This window comes from Cellulomonas sp. URHB0016 (assembly GCF_054057935.1).
Genome location: NZ_JBSRZU010000001.1, coordinates 3,297,191 through 3,312,711, shown reverse-complemented (window position 1 = coordinate 3,312,711; position 15,521 = coordinate 3,297,191). Strand labels below are relative to the sequence as shown.

General features: G+C 74.7%; 14 protein-coding genes. 9 read left to right on the top strand and 5 right to left on the bottom strand.

The features are described 5' to 3' along the window. Positions 1-303: 303 nt before the first annotated feature. Positions 304-1,341 (bottom strand): aldo/keto reductase, encoded by a 1,038-nt coding sequence (locus tag ACVW07_RS15220; RefSeq protein WP_456820071.1) that lies wholly within the window; start codon positions 1,339-1,341, stop codon positions 304-306. 150 nt (positions 1,342-1,491) lie between these two features. Here ACVW07_RS15220 and ACVW07_RS15215 point away from each other — a divergent pair, with 150 nt between their 5' ends. From ACVW07_RS15215 to ACVW07_RS15205, 3 genes are all read left to right on the top strand, one after another. Continuing rightward, positions 1,492-2,094, top strand: coding sequence for a SigE family RNA polymerase sigma factor (locus ACVW07_RS15215; RefSeq protein WP_456820070.1), 603 nt, complete (start codon positions 1,492-1,494; stop codon positions 2,092-2,094). After that, on the top strand, positions 2,091-3,110 hold the full coding sequence (locus ACVW07_RS15210) for a hypothetical protein (protein ID WP_456820069.1): 1,020 nt from the start codon (positions 2,091-2,093) through the stop codon (positions 3,108-3,110). The genes ACVW07_RS15215 and ACVW07_RS15210 overlap by 4 nt, the downstream gene beginning before the upstream one ends. A gap of 89 nt (positions 3,111-3,199) precedes the next feature. Next, positions 3,200-3,664 carry a tRNA (cytidine(34)-2'-O)-methyltransferase gene (locus tag ACVW07_RS15205; protein WP_456820068.1) on the top strand — a complete coding sequence of 155 codons (465 nt, stop codon included), beginning with the start codon at positions 3,200-3,202 and terminating at the stop codon, positions 3,662-3,664. Positions 3,665-3,707: 43 nt separating this feature from the next. On the opposite strand, the gene ACVW07_RS15200 is transcribed toward ACVW07_RS15205, so the two are convergent. Beyond that, the gene (locus tag ACVW07_RS15200) at positions 3,708-4,757 is read right to left on the bottom strand and encodes a GGDEF domain-containing protein (protein ID WP_456820067.1); all 1,050 of its coding nucleotides are present in this window, start codon (positions 4,755-4,757) and stop codon (positions 3,708-3,710) included. Positions 4,758-4,948: 191 nt separating this feature from the next. On the opposite strand from ACVW07_RS15200, the gene ACVW07_RS15195 reads away from it, so the two are divergent. From ACVW07_RS15195 to ACVW07_RS15180, 4 genes are all read left to right on the top strand, one after another. Beyond that, positions 4,949-6,793, top strand: a complete 1,845-nt coding sequence (locus tag ACVW07_RS15195) for a gamma-glutamyltransferase family protein (protein WP_456820066.1) — start codon at positions 4,949-4,951, stop codon at positions 6,791-6,793. Positions 6,794-6,994: 201 nt separating this feature from the next. Beyond that, positions 6,995-7,864 carry an amidohydrolase family protein gene (locus tag ACVW07_RS15190; RefSeq protein ID WP_456820065.1) on the top strand — a complete coding sequence of 290 codons (870 nt, stop codon included), beginning with the start codon at positions 6,995-6,997 and terminating at the stop codon, positions 7,862-7,864. A 46-nt stretch (positions 7,865-7,910) separates the two neighbouring features. Beyond that, on the top strand, positions 7,911-8,636 hold the full coding sequence (locus tag ACVW07_RS15185; protein ID WP_456820064.1) for a FadR/GntR family transcriptional regulator: 726 nt from the start codon (positions 7,911-7,913) through the stop codon (positions 8,634-8,636). Between the two features lie 95 nt (positions 8,637-8,731). Beyond that, positions 8,732-9,262, top strand: a complete 531-nt coding sequence (locus tag ACVW07_RS15180) for a DUF4265 domain-containing protein (protein ID WP_456820063.1) — start codon at positions 8,732-8,734, stop codon at positions 9,260-9,262. Positions 9,263-9,343: 81 nt separating this feature from the next. On the opposite strand, the gene ACVW07_RS15175 is transcribed toward ACVW07_RS15180, so the two are convergent. The 3 genes from ACVW07_RS15175 to uxaC all read right to left on the bottom strand — a co-directional run bounded on the left by ACVW07_RS15175 (position 9,344) and on the right by uxaC (position 12,689). Further along, positions 9,344-10,447, bottom strand: a complete 1,104-nt coding sequence (locus ACVW07_RS15175) for a PfkB family carbohydrate kinase (protein WP_456820062.1) — start codon at positions 10,445-10,447, stop codon at positions 9,344-9,346. A gap of 137 nt (positions 10,448-10,584) precedes the next feature. Further along, complete coding sequence (gene eda / locus ACVW07_RS15170) at positions 10,585-11,211, bottom strand: bifunctional 4-hydroxy-2-oxoglutarate aldolase/2-dehydro-3-deoxy-phosphogluconate aldolase (RefSeq protein ID WP_456820061.1); 627 nt, start codon at positions 11,209-11,211, stop codon at positions 10,585-10,587. Next, positions 11,208-12,689, bottom strand: a complete 1,482-nt coding sequence (gene uxaC, locus ACVW07_RS15165; RefSeq protein WP_456820060.1) for a glucuronate isomerase — start codon at positions 12,687-12,689, stop codon at positions 11,208-11,210. Before uxaC ends, eda begins: the two co-directional genes overlap by 4 nt. Before the next feature lie 189 nt (positions 12,690-12,878). Between uxaC and ACVW07_RS15160 the strand changes: the two genes are divergently transcribed. Both ACVW07_RS15160 and ACVW07_RS15155 read left to right on the top strand, forming a co-directional pair. Next, the gene (locus ACVW07_RS15160; RefSeq protein WP_456820059.1) at positions 12,879-13,907 is read left to right on the top strand and encodes a LacI family DNA-binding transcriptional regulator; all 1,029 of its coding nucleotides are present in this window, start codon (positions 12,879-12,881) and stop codon (positions 13,905-13,907) included. A 95-nt stretch (positions 13,908-14,002) separates the two neighbouring features. After that, positions 14,003-15,481: a mannitol dehydrogenase family protein gene (locus ACVW07_RS15155; RefSeq protein ID WP_456820058.1), complete on the top strand. Its 1,479-nt coding sequence runs from the start codon at positions 14,003-14,005 to the stop codon at positions 15,479-15,481. Positions 15,482-15,521 lie beyond the last annotated feature (40 nt).

Sequence of the window (15,521 nt, the reverse complement as noted above, 5' to 3'; positions counted from 1 at the left end):
CCAACGTGCGTGTCGACAGGGCTTCAGGGGTCGACGCCGATGTTGGGCTCGCCACCGAGCCGGCGAGCCGGTGAGCCGGTGAGCCGGCGAGCCGGTGAGCCGGTGAGCCGGTGAGCCCGGGAGCCGGGAGACCGACCTGGGCGTCGACGCGCACCTTCCGGTCGAACCCCACGTTGGTCTCGCCGTTGACAGCTCTGGCGCGGCCCAGCTCCCCTCCCACCTGCGCCAGGCGGGACTCGGCCGCCACGGCCGCGCGACAGAAGCTGAGCGCCGACCGGAGCGCGGCCTGGCCCGGCGGGTGGGTCAGCGGCCGGTGCCGTGGACCGCGTGGGGCTCGATGGCGGCGATCTCGTCCGGGGTCAGGGGTGGCGCGGCCAGGGCGGCGACGTTGTCCTCGAGCTGCGCCACCGAGCTCGCACCGACGAGCGCGGACGTGATGCGGTCGTCGCGCAGCACCCACGACAGGGCGAGCTGCGCGAGCGACTGACCCCGGCCCGCCGCGATCTCGTTCAGGGCCCGCGCCCGGGACAGGTACGGCTCGGAGATGGCGTCGCGCGTGAGGAAGTGCCCGAGCGCCGCCCGGGAGTCCGACGGCACCTCGCCCGACAGGTAGCGGCTGGTGAGCAGGCCCTGCTGGAGCGGGGAGAACACGATCGTGCCCAGACCCAGGGCACGCACGACGTCGAGCAGGGTCTCGGTCTCGCCCTCGGCGACCTGCTCGACGTGCCGGTTGAACATCGAGTAGCTCGGCTGGTGGATGAGCAGCGGGGTGCCGAGGTCCGCGAGCGCCTCCTGGGCGGCCCTCGTCTGCGACGGCGAGTAGTTGGAGATGCCGGCGTAGGTCGCCTTCCCGCTGGTCACGGCCGTGTGCAGGGCGCCCATCGTCTCCTCGACGGGCACGCTCGGGTCGGGACGGTGGGAGTAGAAGATGTCGACGTGGTCGATCCCCATGCGGGTGAGCGACTGGTCGAGCGACGACAGCAGGTACTTGCGTGAGCCGCCGTCGCCGTACGGCCCCGGCCACATGTCGTAGCCCGCCTTCGACGAGATGACGAGCTCGTCGCGGTACGGCCGCAGGTCCTTCGCCAGCACCCGGCCGAAGTTCTCCTCGGCCGACCCCGCGGGCGGGCCGTAGTTGTTGGCGAGGTCGATGTGCGTGACCCCGAGGTCGAACGCGCGGCGCAGGACGGCGCGCTGGGTGTCGAACGGGGTGGTGTCGCCGAAGTTGTGCCAGAGGCCCAGGGACAGCGCGGGCAGGTCCAGCCCGCTGCGACCGGCGCGGCGGTACGTCATGGTGTCGTAGCGGTCGTCGGCGGCGCGGTGGACGGGCTCGGTCGGCATGCGGGGAACGTCCTCTCGGGATGGGGTGCGCGTCCACGCTAGCCGCCGCTGCGGCCCCACCGGGCCGTGCCGGCAGATCCGCCACGGCCGGTCCGCACGTCGTGGCAACCTTTGCGTGCCGTCGTGCGTGTGAAGGGTGTGACTGCGCTCGTGTCCGACTCAGACCCTCCCCGGTCGCCGTCCTCGACGGTCGGGCCCGGGCTCGCCGCCGACGAGACCGGCGTCCTGACCACCGGCGGGCGACGCGCCGACCGGGACGCGGAGTTCACCGCGTTCGTCGCCGCCGCGAAGGGGGAGCTCGGCAAGACCGCATGGCTGCTCACGGGCGACGCGCACCTGGCCGCCGAGCTCGTGCAGGACGCGCTCGTGCGGACCTACGTCGCATGGCCGCGGGCCCGCGACGGGGACCCGCTGGCCTATGCGCGTCGCGTGCTGGCGAACTCGCGCATCGACATGTGGCGCCGGCGGCGCCGCGAGGTGCTGAGCCCGCCCGCGTCGTTCCCCGACTCGGCGCGCCTGGACGAGTCGGTCGTCGTCGACCACCGTGACGAGCTCGTCCGGGCCCTGGCGCGGCTGACCACCCGGCAACGGCGGGTCGTCGTGCTGCGCTACCTGGTCGGGCTGACCGAGCGGGAGGTGGCGGCCGACCTCGGCGTGAGCGTCGGCACCGTCAAGTCCCAGTCGTCCCGGGGGCTCAGCCTCCTGCGCACACATCTGGGGCCGTTGGACGACAGCGAGGGCAGGACTCGATGAGACAGGACACGTCGCCCGACGACCTCTGGGTGCGCCGGCTGCGCGAGCGTGCCGACGAGGTCGTGCCCGACATCCCCACGGACGCCGCTTCGGCCCTGCGCGGAGGTCGTCGCCGCCGCACCCGGCGCCGGGCCTCGGTCGTGACGGGGGTCGCGGCCCTCGCCGTCGCGATCGCGCTCGGCGCGGCTCCCGCCGCCCGCCTCCTCACCGCCGACGCCCTGCCGGCGGCGCTGCCCGAGGACCTGGAGGTCGTGATCGACAGGACCGACGGGACCATCACCCTGCCGCTGGACCGCTACTCCCTCACCGAGACCGAGCGTTCCGAGGTGCTGCACGCGAGCGCGCTGGCGATGCGCGCGTGCGCCGCCGAGCGCGGGTACGACGTCACCGACTTCTGGTCCGGGACGTACCTCACGCCGTCGACGGTGCCGGACCCGATCGGCGACCTCCGGTTCGGGGTGTGGTGGATGCCCTCCGCCAGGGAGTTCGGGTACGTCACCAGATCGGTGCCGCACCAGCGCTACGGCGTGTCCACGAGGGACATGGACGACACCCGGACCCGCGCGCAGCAGACGATCCTGGACGAGTGCGGCCGGACGCCGACGGTCCAGCAGTTCTGGCCCAGCACCGACCTGGGCGAGCCCGCCCCGGACTTCGTGAGGCAGGCGGCGCAGAGCCCAGCGGGGCAGCTGGTGATCCGCGACTGGGACGCCTGCCTGCAGGCCCACGGGCTCCGGAGCGAGGACCTGGGCCTCTCCTGGGCCGTGACGGACGCCGAGGGCCGGCGCCGGTCCGGGGACACGCCCACCGAGTACGGCGAGCCGCTGGGCCCGGACAGTGCCGTGGTCGACGCCGGGTGCAAAACGGACGTCGACCTGGTGCCCCGGCTCACGCGGATGGTCGCCGAGAGGCAGGCACCGTTCATCGCGGCTCATCGCGGGGAGCTGACGGCCGTGCGTGCGGCGCTCGACGAGTCGCTGCGGCGGGCACGGGCCTACGTGGCCCAGCACGGGTGACGTCGCACGGCCGTCGGCCCGCCCGGGTCCGGCAGCCGGAGCAGGATCGCCTGGCGCCCGGCCGTCGCCGGCCGCCTACGATCAGCCGCGTGCTGCACGTCGTGTTCTTCGAGCCGCGGATCCCCGGCAACACCGGCAACGCGATCCGGATGGTCTCGGGCACGGGCGCCACGCTGCACCTGGTGGAGCCGCTCGGGTTCGACCTCTCCGAGGCGAAGCTGCGGCGTGCGGGCCTGGACTACCACGACCTCGCGCACGTCGTGGTGCACCCCTCGTTCGACGACCTGGTCACGGCCCTCCCGTCGTCGCGCGTCCTGGCGTTCACCACCCACGCGCAGCGGTGGCACACCGACTGGACGTACGAGGACGACGACGTGCTGCTGTTCGGGCCCGAGCCGACCGGGCTGCCCGACGACGTCCTCGCCCACCCCCGCGTCACCACGCAGGTCCGCATCCCGATGCTCGCCGGACGCCGGTCGATGAACCTGTCGAACGCGGCGGCGGTCGCCACCTACGAGGCCTGGCGCGGCCTGGGGTTCCCCGGCGGCGTCTGACCCGGCCAGATGTCGACGATCAGATCTCGACGGATGTCGCCGGTCAGATGTCGACGATCTCGAGGAACCCCCGAGGGTCCGGCACTCCGGGGGTCGGTGACCCCTCGAGCCAGCGCTGAGCGAAGCGGGTCCGGGCCTGGGCCTTCGCCGTCCTGATCGTCGCCTGCACGTCTCGGACGAGCTCCTCCGGGTCGCTGCCGCCCTCGGCGGAGACGGCCACCGCGGAGTGCACGGTCGGCCACGCCGACGGGTCGATGCCGCCGGCGGGCTCGCGGATCGCGGCCACGAGATCCTGCCGGAGCCCGTCGGCGAGCGCCGCGGCGTGCCGGTCGTCGGCGGCGCCGGGCATCGTCGCGACGACCGCGAACTCGTCGCCTCCCGTCCGCCCGGCGTCACAGCCGGGAGGCGTCGCGGCGCGCAGCCGGTTGCCGACGGCGGTGAGCACCACGTCGCCGAACGCCTGCCCGTGCGCCGCGTTGAGGTGCGCGAAGCCCTGCAGGTCGAGCAGCACGAGCACGGTCCTGGCGCGCGTGCCCCCGCAGGACGCGCTGCGCAGGCCGAGGGAGTGCATGAGCATCGAGCGGTGCATCAGGCCGGTCAGCGGGTCGTGCAGCGACCGGACGGCGAGCAGCGTGGACAGCGACCGGACCAGGGCGGCGGTGCTCACGACGAGCCACCGGTCCGCGCTGACGAGCACGTCGTCATAGCGCCGCTCGTCGTGCCGCTCCATCGCCCGCACCGCCACCTCGGACACCGGCGTCGACGGCCCCACCACCATCGGTGCCCAGTCCGCGATCTCACCGGTCGACCTGCGCGCGAGGACGGCCCGGCCGAATCCCAGGCGCCCGGTCATGGCGGCCGTGTACCGCGGCCTCGTGATGAGCCCGATCCGGGAGTCGTCGCCGGGGTCGCGCACCGCGACGCTCACCACGTGCGGGGAGCGGAACACCAGCTCCAGACGGGCGACGGCGAGATCTGCGTCGACGACGTCGACCTCGTGCGCCAGCTCCGCGACGACCGCCGCGGCACTGGCGCGATAGTCGCCGACCGCCTGGGACAGCCGCTGGGTGAGGTGCGTGAGGTCGCTGGACACCGGACGAGTATCGATGCAGGTCAGCGAGGTGAAACGCTCAGGAGACGCGGATTCGCGTTCCGTTCGCCGCGCGTTCACCGCGGAGCCGTCCGGGCGTCGCCGTACCACCCGCCCGGCGCGGTCGGCAGGCCGGCCCGACAGCCGTCGTCGACACGCGGGCGCAGGTCGCGGGCGTGCGGGAGGATCGGCGGATGTTCACCACGAGGCCCGAGCTCGTCGGGACGTTCGGCATGGTCGCCTCGACGCACTGGCTCGCGAGCGCCGTGGGCATGCGGGTCCTCGAGGCGGGCGGCAACGCGTTCGACGCGGCCGTCGCCACGGGGTTCACGCTGAGCGTCGTCGAGCCGCACCTCAACGGGCCCGGCGGCGACGTGCCGATCCTGGGGTACCGGGCGTCGGACGGGCACACGTTCGTGGTGTGCGGGCAGGGCCCGGCGCCGGCGGCGGCGACGACGGCGGCGTTCGAGGACCTGGGGCTGGACCTCGTCCCCGGCACCGGGCACCTCGCGGCGGTCGTCCCGGGTGCGTTCGGGGCCTGGCTCGACCTGCTCGCGCGGTACGGCACGCTGCCCCTGGAGGACGTGCTGGGTCCCGCGATCGGCTACGCGCGCGACGGGTTCCCGCTGGTGCGGGCCGCGGCGGCGACCATCGCGACGGTCGCGGACATGATGGCGGAGCACTGGCCGACGTCGGCCGCGGTGTACCTGCCCGTCCCGCAGGCCGGCGCACGGTTCCGCAACCCTGCTCTGGCGGCGACGTTCGAGCGGCTCGTCCTGGAGTCCCGGGCGGCGGGCGGCGGCGCGGGCGGGACGAGCGGCGCGGGCCGTGGCAGGACGGGTGGCCGGGAGGCCGGGATCGAGGCGGCTCGGCGCGCCTTCTACACCGGCTTCGTCGCCGAGGCGGTCGACGCGTTCCAGTCCGGCACGGCCGTCATGGACTCGTCGGGCCGGGCTCACACGGGGTTCCTCCGAGGCTCCGACCTCGCCCGGTGGCACGCCACCGAGGAGCCGACCACGTCGGTGCGGTTCGCGGGCCGCACCGTGCACAAGACGGGCCCGTGGGGGCAGGGACCCGTGCTGCTGCAGCAGCTGACGATGCTCGACGCGCTCGACGTCGGCACGCTCGTGCGGGACGCGGGCACCGACGACGGTCTCGTGGAGCTCGTGCACACCGTCGTGGAGGTGGCCAAGCTCGCCTTCGCCGACCGGGAGGCCTGGTACGGCGACGTCCCCGACGTGCCTGTCGCGGCTCTCCTGTCCCCCGCCTACGCGGCGGCCCGGGCGACGCTCGTGGGGTCGACGGCGGTCGCGGAGCTGCGGCCGGGTGCACCCGAGGGGCGGGCACCGTCGCTGCCGTCCGCGCTGGCCGCCGGTGCAGACCGCTCCCGTCCCGGCGCCCCGGCGGGGGCGGCCGGGGTCGGCGAGCCCACCGTGTCCCCGCTCGGCCTGAGCCCGGGCGACACCTGCCACGTCGACGTCGTCGACCGGTGGGGCAACCGCGTGTCCGCGACCCCGTCGGGCGGCTGGCTGCAGTCGAGCCCGGTGGTGCCGGGGCTGGGCTTCCCGCTGCCCACGCGGGCGCAGATGTTCTGGCTGCAGCCGGGGCTGCCGAACAGTCTTGCCCCCGGCAGGCGCCCGCGCACCACGCTGAGCCCGGCGATGCTGCTGGACGACGACGGCCACGGGTTCGCGTTCGGCACACCCGGCGGGGACCAGCAGGACCAGTGGACCGTGCCCTTCCTCCTGCGGCACCTGCTCGCGGGCGACGACCTGCAGGCCGCGATCGACGCGCCGTCGTGGCACTCGTCGGGCGTGCCGAGCTCCTTCTACCCGCGGACGTCCACCCCGAACGGTCTGGTGGCCGAGTCCCGGCTGGGCCCGGCCGTGCTCGCCGGGCTCGCTGCCCGGGGGCACGTGGTGGAGGACGTCGGGCCGTGGCAGCTCGGTCGCCTGAGCGCCGCGGGCGTCCGCGCGGACGGGATGCGGGTCGCGGCGGCCAACCCGCGGGGGATGCAGGGGTACGCCGTCGGGCGCTGATGCGACGCGCGCGAGGGCCGCTCACGTCCCGACGAACCACCCTGAGAGGTGGCACACATCGGGACATCTCGGACGTCAGAAGCGTCTAATTATCGAAAGTCATCTGACGAGTGCCGCCGGATACGCCGCTTCCATGAGGATCTGATGAGGAATCGGCTCCGACAAGGATTCAGACATCGGACCACTGCTAGCGTCCGAAGCATGCCCGATGTCGTGGATGCCCACCTGCACGTGTGGAACCCGGATGCGGTGCACTACCCCTGGATGACGAAGGACGTCTCTCCCGTCGCACGCGAGTTCCGGCTGTGCGACGCCCTCCCCGAGCTCGATGCAGAGCGCGTGGACAAGGTCGTCCTGGTGCAGTCCGCGGACAACCGCGCGGACTCCGAGCTCATGCTGTTCCAGGCCCTGTGCTCGCCGCGAGTCGCCGGAGTGGTCACCTGGGTGCCGCTCCTGCACCCCGAGGACGCCGCCGCCCAGCTCGACTCCTGGCGACGTGAGCCGGTGGTCGGTGTCGGCCACCGCGTGCACGAGGAGCCTGACCCGGACTGGCTGCTGCGCCCCGCGGTCGACGAGGGCCTCACGCTCCTCACGGAGCGCCGGCTCACCCTGGACCTCACGGCCGACACCCCGACGCTGCTCGCGCACGTCGCCACGCTCGCGGAGCGGCACCCCAAGCTGACGTTCGTCGTCGATCACCTCGGTGCCCCGCCGCTGGCGGCGCTCCGGGCCGGTGAGCGGGACGGCTGGTCGCGCTGGTCGGCGCTGCTCGGCGCCGTCGCGCAGATGCCCAACGTCGTCGCGAAGCTGTCCGGCCTGGCCACCGCCGCGGGACGCGGCTGGACCACCGAGCACCTGCAGCCCGCCGTCGACCGCGCGCTGGAGCTGTTCGGTCCCGACCGGCTCATGCTCGGCAGCGACTGGCCCTACGCGCTGCTCGCCGGCGACTCGTACACGCACGTGTGGCACGGCCTGCGCCGCACCATCGACGAGCTCCCCGAGCACGACCGGGACCTCGTGCTCGGTGGCACGGCCAACCGCGTGTACGGCCTCCCGCTCGACGACATCTGAGCGACCAGGTTCACCGCCGGGCCGGAACACGAGGAATACTGCGCAGGTGGCCCGCTCCGATGATGTCGTCGACGGCATCAAGCAGCTGATCCTCGACGGCGCGCTCGGTGCCGGTGACCGACTGCCCGCCGAGAAGGATCTCGCCGCGTCCCTGGGCGTCTCCCGTGGGTCGCTGCGGGAGGGCGTCCGTGCGCTCTCGACCCTCGGCATCCTCGACTCCCGGCACGGCGACGGCACCTACGTCACCAGCCTCGATCCGGGCACGCTGCTCGCACCGATGCTGTTCGTCGCCGACCTGCCGGACGAGCACGGGGCCGCCCACGCGGTCCGCAGGCTCATCGAGACCGAGGCCGCCGGTCTCGCGGCGCTGCACATCGGGGACGAGGACCTGGCCTGCGCGCGCGCCGCGCTCGACGAGACGGCCCGGGCCCTCACCTCGGACCCCGTCGACGCCGAGCGGCTGGCTGCCGCGGACCTCGCGTTCCACTCGACGATCGCCCGCGCGTCGGGCAACGCGGTGCTCACGGCGCTCGTCGCAGGCCTCGCGGGGCGGTCCACCCAGCTGCGGTTGTGGCGCGAGCTCGCCCGCGACGGGGCGGCCGACCGCACGTTCGTGGAGCACGAGGAGATCCTGGCGGCCCTGGCCGCGCGGGACCCCGACCGGGCGCGGCTCCGGATGGGCATGCACCTCCTGCGGCTGGAGGACGCGTTCACCGGGCCACGGCACGCCGACGCGCCGGAGGAACCGGTGGACCTGGGGTCCGGCATCTGACGCGGCCGTCGACGACCCGGGTGCCCGTCGCACGACCCGTCCGGGGCGTCACCGCCGGCCCCGGCCGCCGGCAGCGCGAGGGGCATGATGGTGCGATGAGCCTCGGCCACCGACGCACCCCCGCCCGATCCACGCAGGAGTCACCGCCGGAGGGGCCGGGCGCGCACGTGCTCTTCGACCTCGCCGTCCAGGACGGCTGGCCTCCGGTGAGCGGCGAGCGCGTGTGGGCCTACGAGCTCGGCGACGACCGCTTCCGGATCGACAACGTGCCGTGGTTCGTACGGGACATCGCCGTCGGGGACGTGGTCCTCGCCCATGCGCCCGACCCGGGCTCGCACCCGAAGTTCGTCCGCGTGCTCGAGCCGTCCGACCACATCACGATCCGCATCGTCTGCTTCCGCTCGGGCCCGCTCGCGGGAGAGCTCCAGCCCGTCATCGACGCGTTCACCCCCTACGGGATCGAGGCCGAGGGTGTGACGCAGCACGGCCTCGTGGCGCTGGACGTCCCGCCGACCGCGCCCCTGGAGCTCGTGCACCGGCGACTCCTCGACGGTGCGGCCGACGGCAGCTGGGAGTGGGAGGAGGGCCGCATCACGCCGGCCTGGGAGGCCGCGACGCTGCCGTGACACGGGCGGCGGCCCCACCATCGAGCGCAGGAGCACCGCTGCGCGCGCACGAGCACCCGCTGGAGTCTGAGCTCCGGCAGGTCAGCGGTCGACGCGGGCGCCGCCCCCGCCGGCGAGCCTGAGCACCTCGGCCTTCGTGGCCATGGACGTGTCCCCCGGGGTCGTCATGGCGAGCGCGCCATGGGCCGCGCCGTACTCGACCGCCGTCTGCAGCTCCTGCCCGGCGAGCAGGCCGTAGGCGAGACCCGACGCGAACGAGTCGCCGCCGCCGACCCTGTCCAGGATCTCCAGCCGCTCCCGACGGGTCGCGCTGACGAGCCCCGTCGAGCGGGACCAGGCGATCGCGCCCCAGTCGTTGACCGTCGCGCTGTGCACGGTGCGCAGGGTCGTGGCGATCACGCGGAAGTTCGGGTACGCCTCCGCGACGCGGTCGATCATCGCCGCGAACGAGCCGACCTCCAGGGTGGACAGGCTCTCGTCGACGCCCTCGACCTCGAACCCGAGCGACGCGGTGAAGTCCTCCTCGTTGCCGATCATCACGTCGATGTGCGGGGCGATCTCCCGGTTGACCTCCTGCGCCCGGGCACGGCCGCCGGCCGCCTTCCAGAGGCTGGGCCGGTAGTTGAGGTCGTAGGACACGACGGTGCCGTGGCGGCGCGCGGCCGTGACCGCCTCGACCACGGTCTGCGCCGCCGTGTCCGAGAGGGCCGCGAAGATGCCGCCCGTGTGGAACCAGCGCACGCCGACCTCCCCGAACAGGTGGTCCCAGTCGACGTCGCCGGGGGCGAGCTGCGACGCGGCGGTGTGGCCGCGGTCGCTGACGCCGACAGCACCGCGCACGCCGTGGCCGCGCTCGGTGAAGTTGAGCCCGTTGCGGGCGGCCCGGCCGACGCCGTCGTACGGGACCCACCGGACGAGGGACGTGTCGACGCCGCCCGTCAGCATGCAGTCCTCGACCAGCCGGCCGACCTCGTTGTCCGCGAGCGCGGTGACGACCGCGGTCCGCAGGCCGAACGTCCGGCGCAGGCCGCGGGCCACGTTGTACTCACCGCCGCCCTCCCAGACGCGCAGCGAGCGGGCGGTGCGGATGCGCCCCTCGCCCGGGTCCAGGCGGAGCATGACCTCGCCGAGGGACACCGCGTCGTAGCCCGTCCCGGCGGCCGGGCGGATGGTGAGGTCGGGCACGGCAGGCTCCTCGGGTGCGTTCCGGGCGGGCGGGCGGTGGTGCGGGCGGTGGTGCGGGCGGGCGGGCGGTACAGGGGTGGTGCGGGCGGTACAGGGGTGGTGCGGGCGGTGGTGCGGTGGGTGTGCGGCGGGGTGGATCAGCCCGCCGCGAGGGCCACGGCGGTGGCCGTGAGCGCCTCGACGGACGTCAGCTCGCCGGCCCGCACGAGGTCGCGCGGGACCATCCACGAGCCCCCGACGGCCCGCACGGAGGGGATCTTCAGGTACTCGTGCAGGTTGCCCGGCCCGATGCCACCGGTGGGCACGAAGCCGACGTCGCCGAACGGCGCCCCCAGCGCGGCGATGGCCGGTGCGCCGCCGGACGTCCCCGCGGGGAAGAACTTCACGGTCGTCACACCGAGCTGGAGCGCCGCCATCACCTCGGTGGCGGTGACCGCGCCGGGCAGGGCGAGCACGCCGTGCTCCTGGCAGCGTTCGACGACGGCTCGGCTCGTTCCCGGCGAGACGACGAACGACGCGCCCGCGGCGACGGCCTGGTCCACCTGCGCGACGGTCAGCACGGTGCCCGCCCCCACGAGGATGTCGCCGCGGTCCGCCATCGCACGGATGGCGTCGCCGGCGGCGGCGGTACGGAACGTCACCTCGGCGACCGGCAGCCCGCCCGCCACGAGGGCGCCGGCCAGACCGTCCGCGTGGCGGGAGTCGTCGAGGACCACCACGGGGACGAGCCGGTGGGTCGCCAGGCGCTGGAGGATCTCGCTCATGGGGACACCGGAACCGGAGGCTGCACACCGGACCGCTGGCCGGCGCGTGCTGACGCCGGCGGGGCGTACGCCTGCTGAGGGATCCGGTACGCGAGATCCACGGCCGTCTCGACCGCCTCGTCGAGGTCCAGGCGGTGCTCGGCGACCAGGCGTGCCAGGTGGCCGGCGTCGACACGGCGCGCCAGGTCGTGACGGGCGGGGATCGAGCAGAAGGCGCGCGTGTCGTCGACGAATCCGGTGGTGTTGTAGAAGCCGGCCGTGTCCGTCACCGCCTCGCGGAACCGCCGCATGCCGTCGGGGGTGTCGAGGAACCACCACGGCGCCCCCAGGCGCACCGCCGGGTAGACCCCGGCGAGCGGGGCGAGCTCACGGCTGAGCGTGTCCTCGTCGACCGTGAACAGGACCATCCGCAGGCCGGGGTGGTGCCCGAACGCCTCCAGCAGGGGCCGCAGCCCGTGCACGTAGTCGGTCGGCACCGGGATGTCGTAGCCGACGTCGGCTCCGCGTACGTCGGCGACCCCGCGGTCGTGGTCGCGCAGGACCCCGGGGTGGAGCTGCATCACGAGCCCGTCCTCGCTCGCCATCCGGGCGGTCTCGAAGAGCATGTGGCCCGAGAACGCGGCCGCGTCGGCGGCGCTCACCGTGCCGCGGCGGGCGTCGTCGAAGATCCGCTCCGCGTCGTGGAGCCCCAGCGGGGTGGTGTCGGCGGACAGGTGGCCGTGGTCGCTGGAGCGCGCGCCGGCGTCGACGAACGCCGCGCGGCGGGCCTCGAGCGCCCGCAGGTAGTCCGCGTAGCCGGAGACGGTGACGCCCGAGCGCTCCTCGAGCAGCAGCAGGTCGTCGGGCCACGACGCGCGGTCGAGGTGCAGCAGGGCATCGGGCCGGAACGTCGGGACCACCCGGTCGCCCCAGCCGTCGGCCGCCAGCGCGGCGTGGTCGGCGAGCGCGGAGGTCGCGGCGTCCGTGGTGGACAGCGTCTCGATCCCGAACCGCTCGAAGAGCGCCCGGGGACGGAACGCCGGGGAGGCGAGCCGGTCGGCCAGGTGGTCGTAGAGGCGGTCGGCGCTGTCCGCGGACGGCTTCTCGCCCACCCCGAAGACGTCGACGAGCACGTGCTCCATCCAGTACCGGGTCGGCGTGCCGCGGAACAGGTGCCACCGGGACGCGAACGTCCGCCAGACGGCACGGGGATCGGTCACGACACGGCCGCCGTCCAGGCGGGGCACGCCCAGGTCGTCGTGCGGGACACCCTGGGACACCAGCATCCGCACGAGGTAGTGGTCCGGCACCACGAGCAGGGACGCCGGGTCGGCGAACGGCTCGTCGCGCGCCAGGACGTCGGCGCTCACGTGACCGTGCATCGACACGATCGGCAGCCGCCGGGTGGCGGCGAGGATCTCCCGGGCGAGCGGTCGGACCTCCGGGTCGCTCGGCAGCACGCGGTCGGGATGCAGCGACCAGGCTGGTCCTGAGGTCATGCCGATGCTCTCCTCGTCTCGACGACAGGCGGCACTGCAAACGCATTCATCCCACCAAACCAGCAAACCGGCCCGGAAGGCAAGGGTCGACTCGAGCTCTTGCCCTCGGCGGGTCGACCATGCTGCAATCGCATTCATCCCGTCCCGAGACCTCGGGCGCGTCGCGACGACCGGAGGACCACTGTGCCCGTGACGCTGCAGGACGTGGCACGCGAGGCCGGCGTCTCCCCCGCCACCGCCTCCCGGGCACTGAACGCCCCCGAGCTCGTCGCCCCCGCGCGGCGCGAGCACGTGCGGCAGGTCGCCGCCCAGCTCGGCTACCGGCCCAACCGGGCCGCCCGCGAGCTCATCACCGGCCGCACCGGCAACCTGTGCCTCGTCGTGCCGGACCTCGAGAACCCGTTCTTCGCCGCCGTCGCGAAGGGGGTCCAGGCCCGCGCCCGCGCGGTCGGGCTCGCCGTGGTCGTCGCCGACTCCGAGGAGGACGGGCGGCTCGAGGCCGACCTCGTCGGCCGGCTCGGGGCGCAGGTCGACGGCGTGGTGCTCTGCTCGCCGCGGATGCCGGACGAGGCGCTCGACGAGGCCCTCGCCCGCGACGTGCCGCTGCTGCTGGTGAACCGTGAGCACCGCGGTGCCGCGTCGGTGGTCATCGACAACGCCGACGGCGTCCGGCAGGCCGTCGCCCACCTGTACGCGCTCGGGCACCGCCGGCTCGCCTACGTGGGCGGTCCGGCCGGCTCGTGGTCCGACGCCCGGCGTCGCGAAGGGCTCACCGCGGCGGCCGCGACACTGCCGGGCACGGAGGTGGTCAACCTCGGTCACGTCGCCCCCGTGTTCCCCGGCGGCGTCGCCGTCGGGGACCTCGTGGTCGCGAGCGGCGCGACGGCCGTGCTCGCCCACAACGACCTCGTCGCGCTGGGCATCCTGCACCGCCTCACCGCCCGCGGCGTGCGCGTCCCCGAGGACGTGTCGGTCGTGGGCTACGACGACAGCCCCGCCGCCACCCTCGTCGCGCCCGCGCTCACGACGGTGCGCGTACCGCTCGCCCGGCTGGGGCGGGACGCGGTCGACGCACTCGTGAACCATGCACCCCGCGCGGCCCGCCGGCGCGTCGACCCGGGTGAGCCCGAGGGGGACGCGCCGGCACCCGTGCGCCTGCCCGTCGAGCTCGTCGTGCGGGACTCCACCGGCGTGCCGCCTCGACGGCCGGCGGACTGAACCGGTCCCCGGACACCTCCGCCCGCCCCGGCGGCCGTCCACGTGACCCGCAGCTTGCCCTTCGCACGACCCGTCGACCGCAGGAGTCCGTCCGCATGACGCCGCGCCGCCTGTCCGACGCCACCTGGCGGTCCGCCGCCGGGCGGCCCCACGTCACGCTGCCCGCCGTCGACCCTGCCGACCTCGGCACGGGCATCGTCCATCTCGGCCTCGGCGCCTTCCACCGGGCCCACCAGGCCGTGCTCACCGAGGACGCCTCGACCGCGACCGGCGACGGGCGATGGGGCATCCTCGGCGTCACGCAGCGCAGCGCACGGGTCGCCGAACAGCTCGCGCCGCAGGACGGGCTCTACGGGGTGCTCACCCAGGGCGCCACGGAGACGTCGCTGCGCGTGGTCGGCACGATCCGCGGCGCCGCGTCGCCGGGCACCGAGACCCCGCGGGTGCTCGACGCCATCGCGGCACCCACCACGCACGTCGTGACCCTGACCGTCACCGAGAAGGGATACCGGCGGGCGCCCGGAGGCGGGCCGGACCTGTCCGACCCCGACCTCACGGCCGACCTCGCGGCCCTGGCGTCCGGGTCCGATGCGCCGGCCCGGACACCGGTCGGGATGCTCGTGCGGGGGCTCGCCCGACGGTGGCACGCCGGCGCCGGGCCGCTCACGGCGGTGTGCTGCGACAACCTCGGCGACAACGGCGCGGTGCTGGCCTCGCTCGTGGACGCGACGCTCGCGGCGGCTCCCGGCTCGGACGCGCTGCGGGCGTGGGTCTCGGAGAACGTCCGGTTCCCGTCCACGATGGTCGACCGGATCGTGCCCGCCACCGCCCCCGCGCACCGCGCGGAGGCCGAGCGTCTCCTGGGCCTCGTCGACGAGGCGCTCGTGGTCGGCGAGCCGTTCTCCCAGTGGGTGATCGAGGACGCGTTCGCCGGGCCGCGTCCCGCCTGGGAGGTCGCGGGTGCCCTGCTCACCGCCGACGTGGCCCCTTACGAGCGGGCCAAGCTGCGGATCCTCAACGCCAGCCACTCGACGCTCGCGTACCTCGGTGCGCTGCGGGGCTACGCGACGATCGCGCAGGCCGCCGCTGACCCGGACCTCGACGCGGCGGTCCGCGCGCTCGTCGACGACGACGTCCTGCCGACCCTCGCCGCGCCGGAGGGCATGGACCTGGAGCGGTACCGCGACGACGTGCTCGACCGGTTCGCCAACCCCCACACCGGGCACACCACCGTCCAGGTCGCCATGGACGGGTCGCAGAAGGTCCCGCAGCGGCTCCTGGGCACCGTGACCGACCGGCTCGCCGCGGGTGCGGTCCCCGTGGCGGCGGCGGGCGCGATCGCCGCGTGGATCGCCTACGTGCGGGCTGCGACGCTCGGGGAGCTCGTGGTGGACCAGCGCGTCGTGCCGCTCGACGACCCGCTGGCCCGGGAGCTGGCCGACGCGGCCCGTGGGCCGCAGGACGGGCTCGCCGAACGGTTGCTCGGCGTCCGACGCGTGTTCGGGGACCTCGCGGAGTCGGCGGAGCTGGTGGGCGCCGTGCGGTCGGCGCTCAGGGAGCGCGTCCGGACCTGAGACGGTGGTCGACCGCCACCTCGCCGGGCCGCCGCCCGTG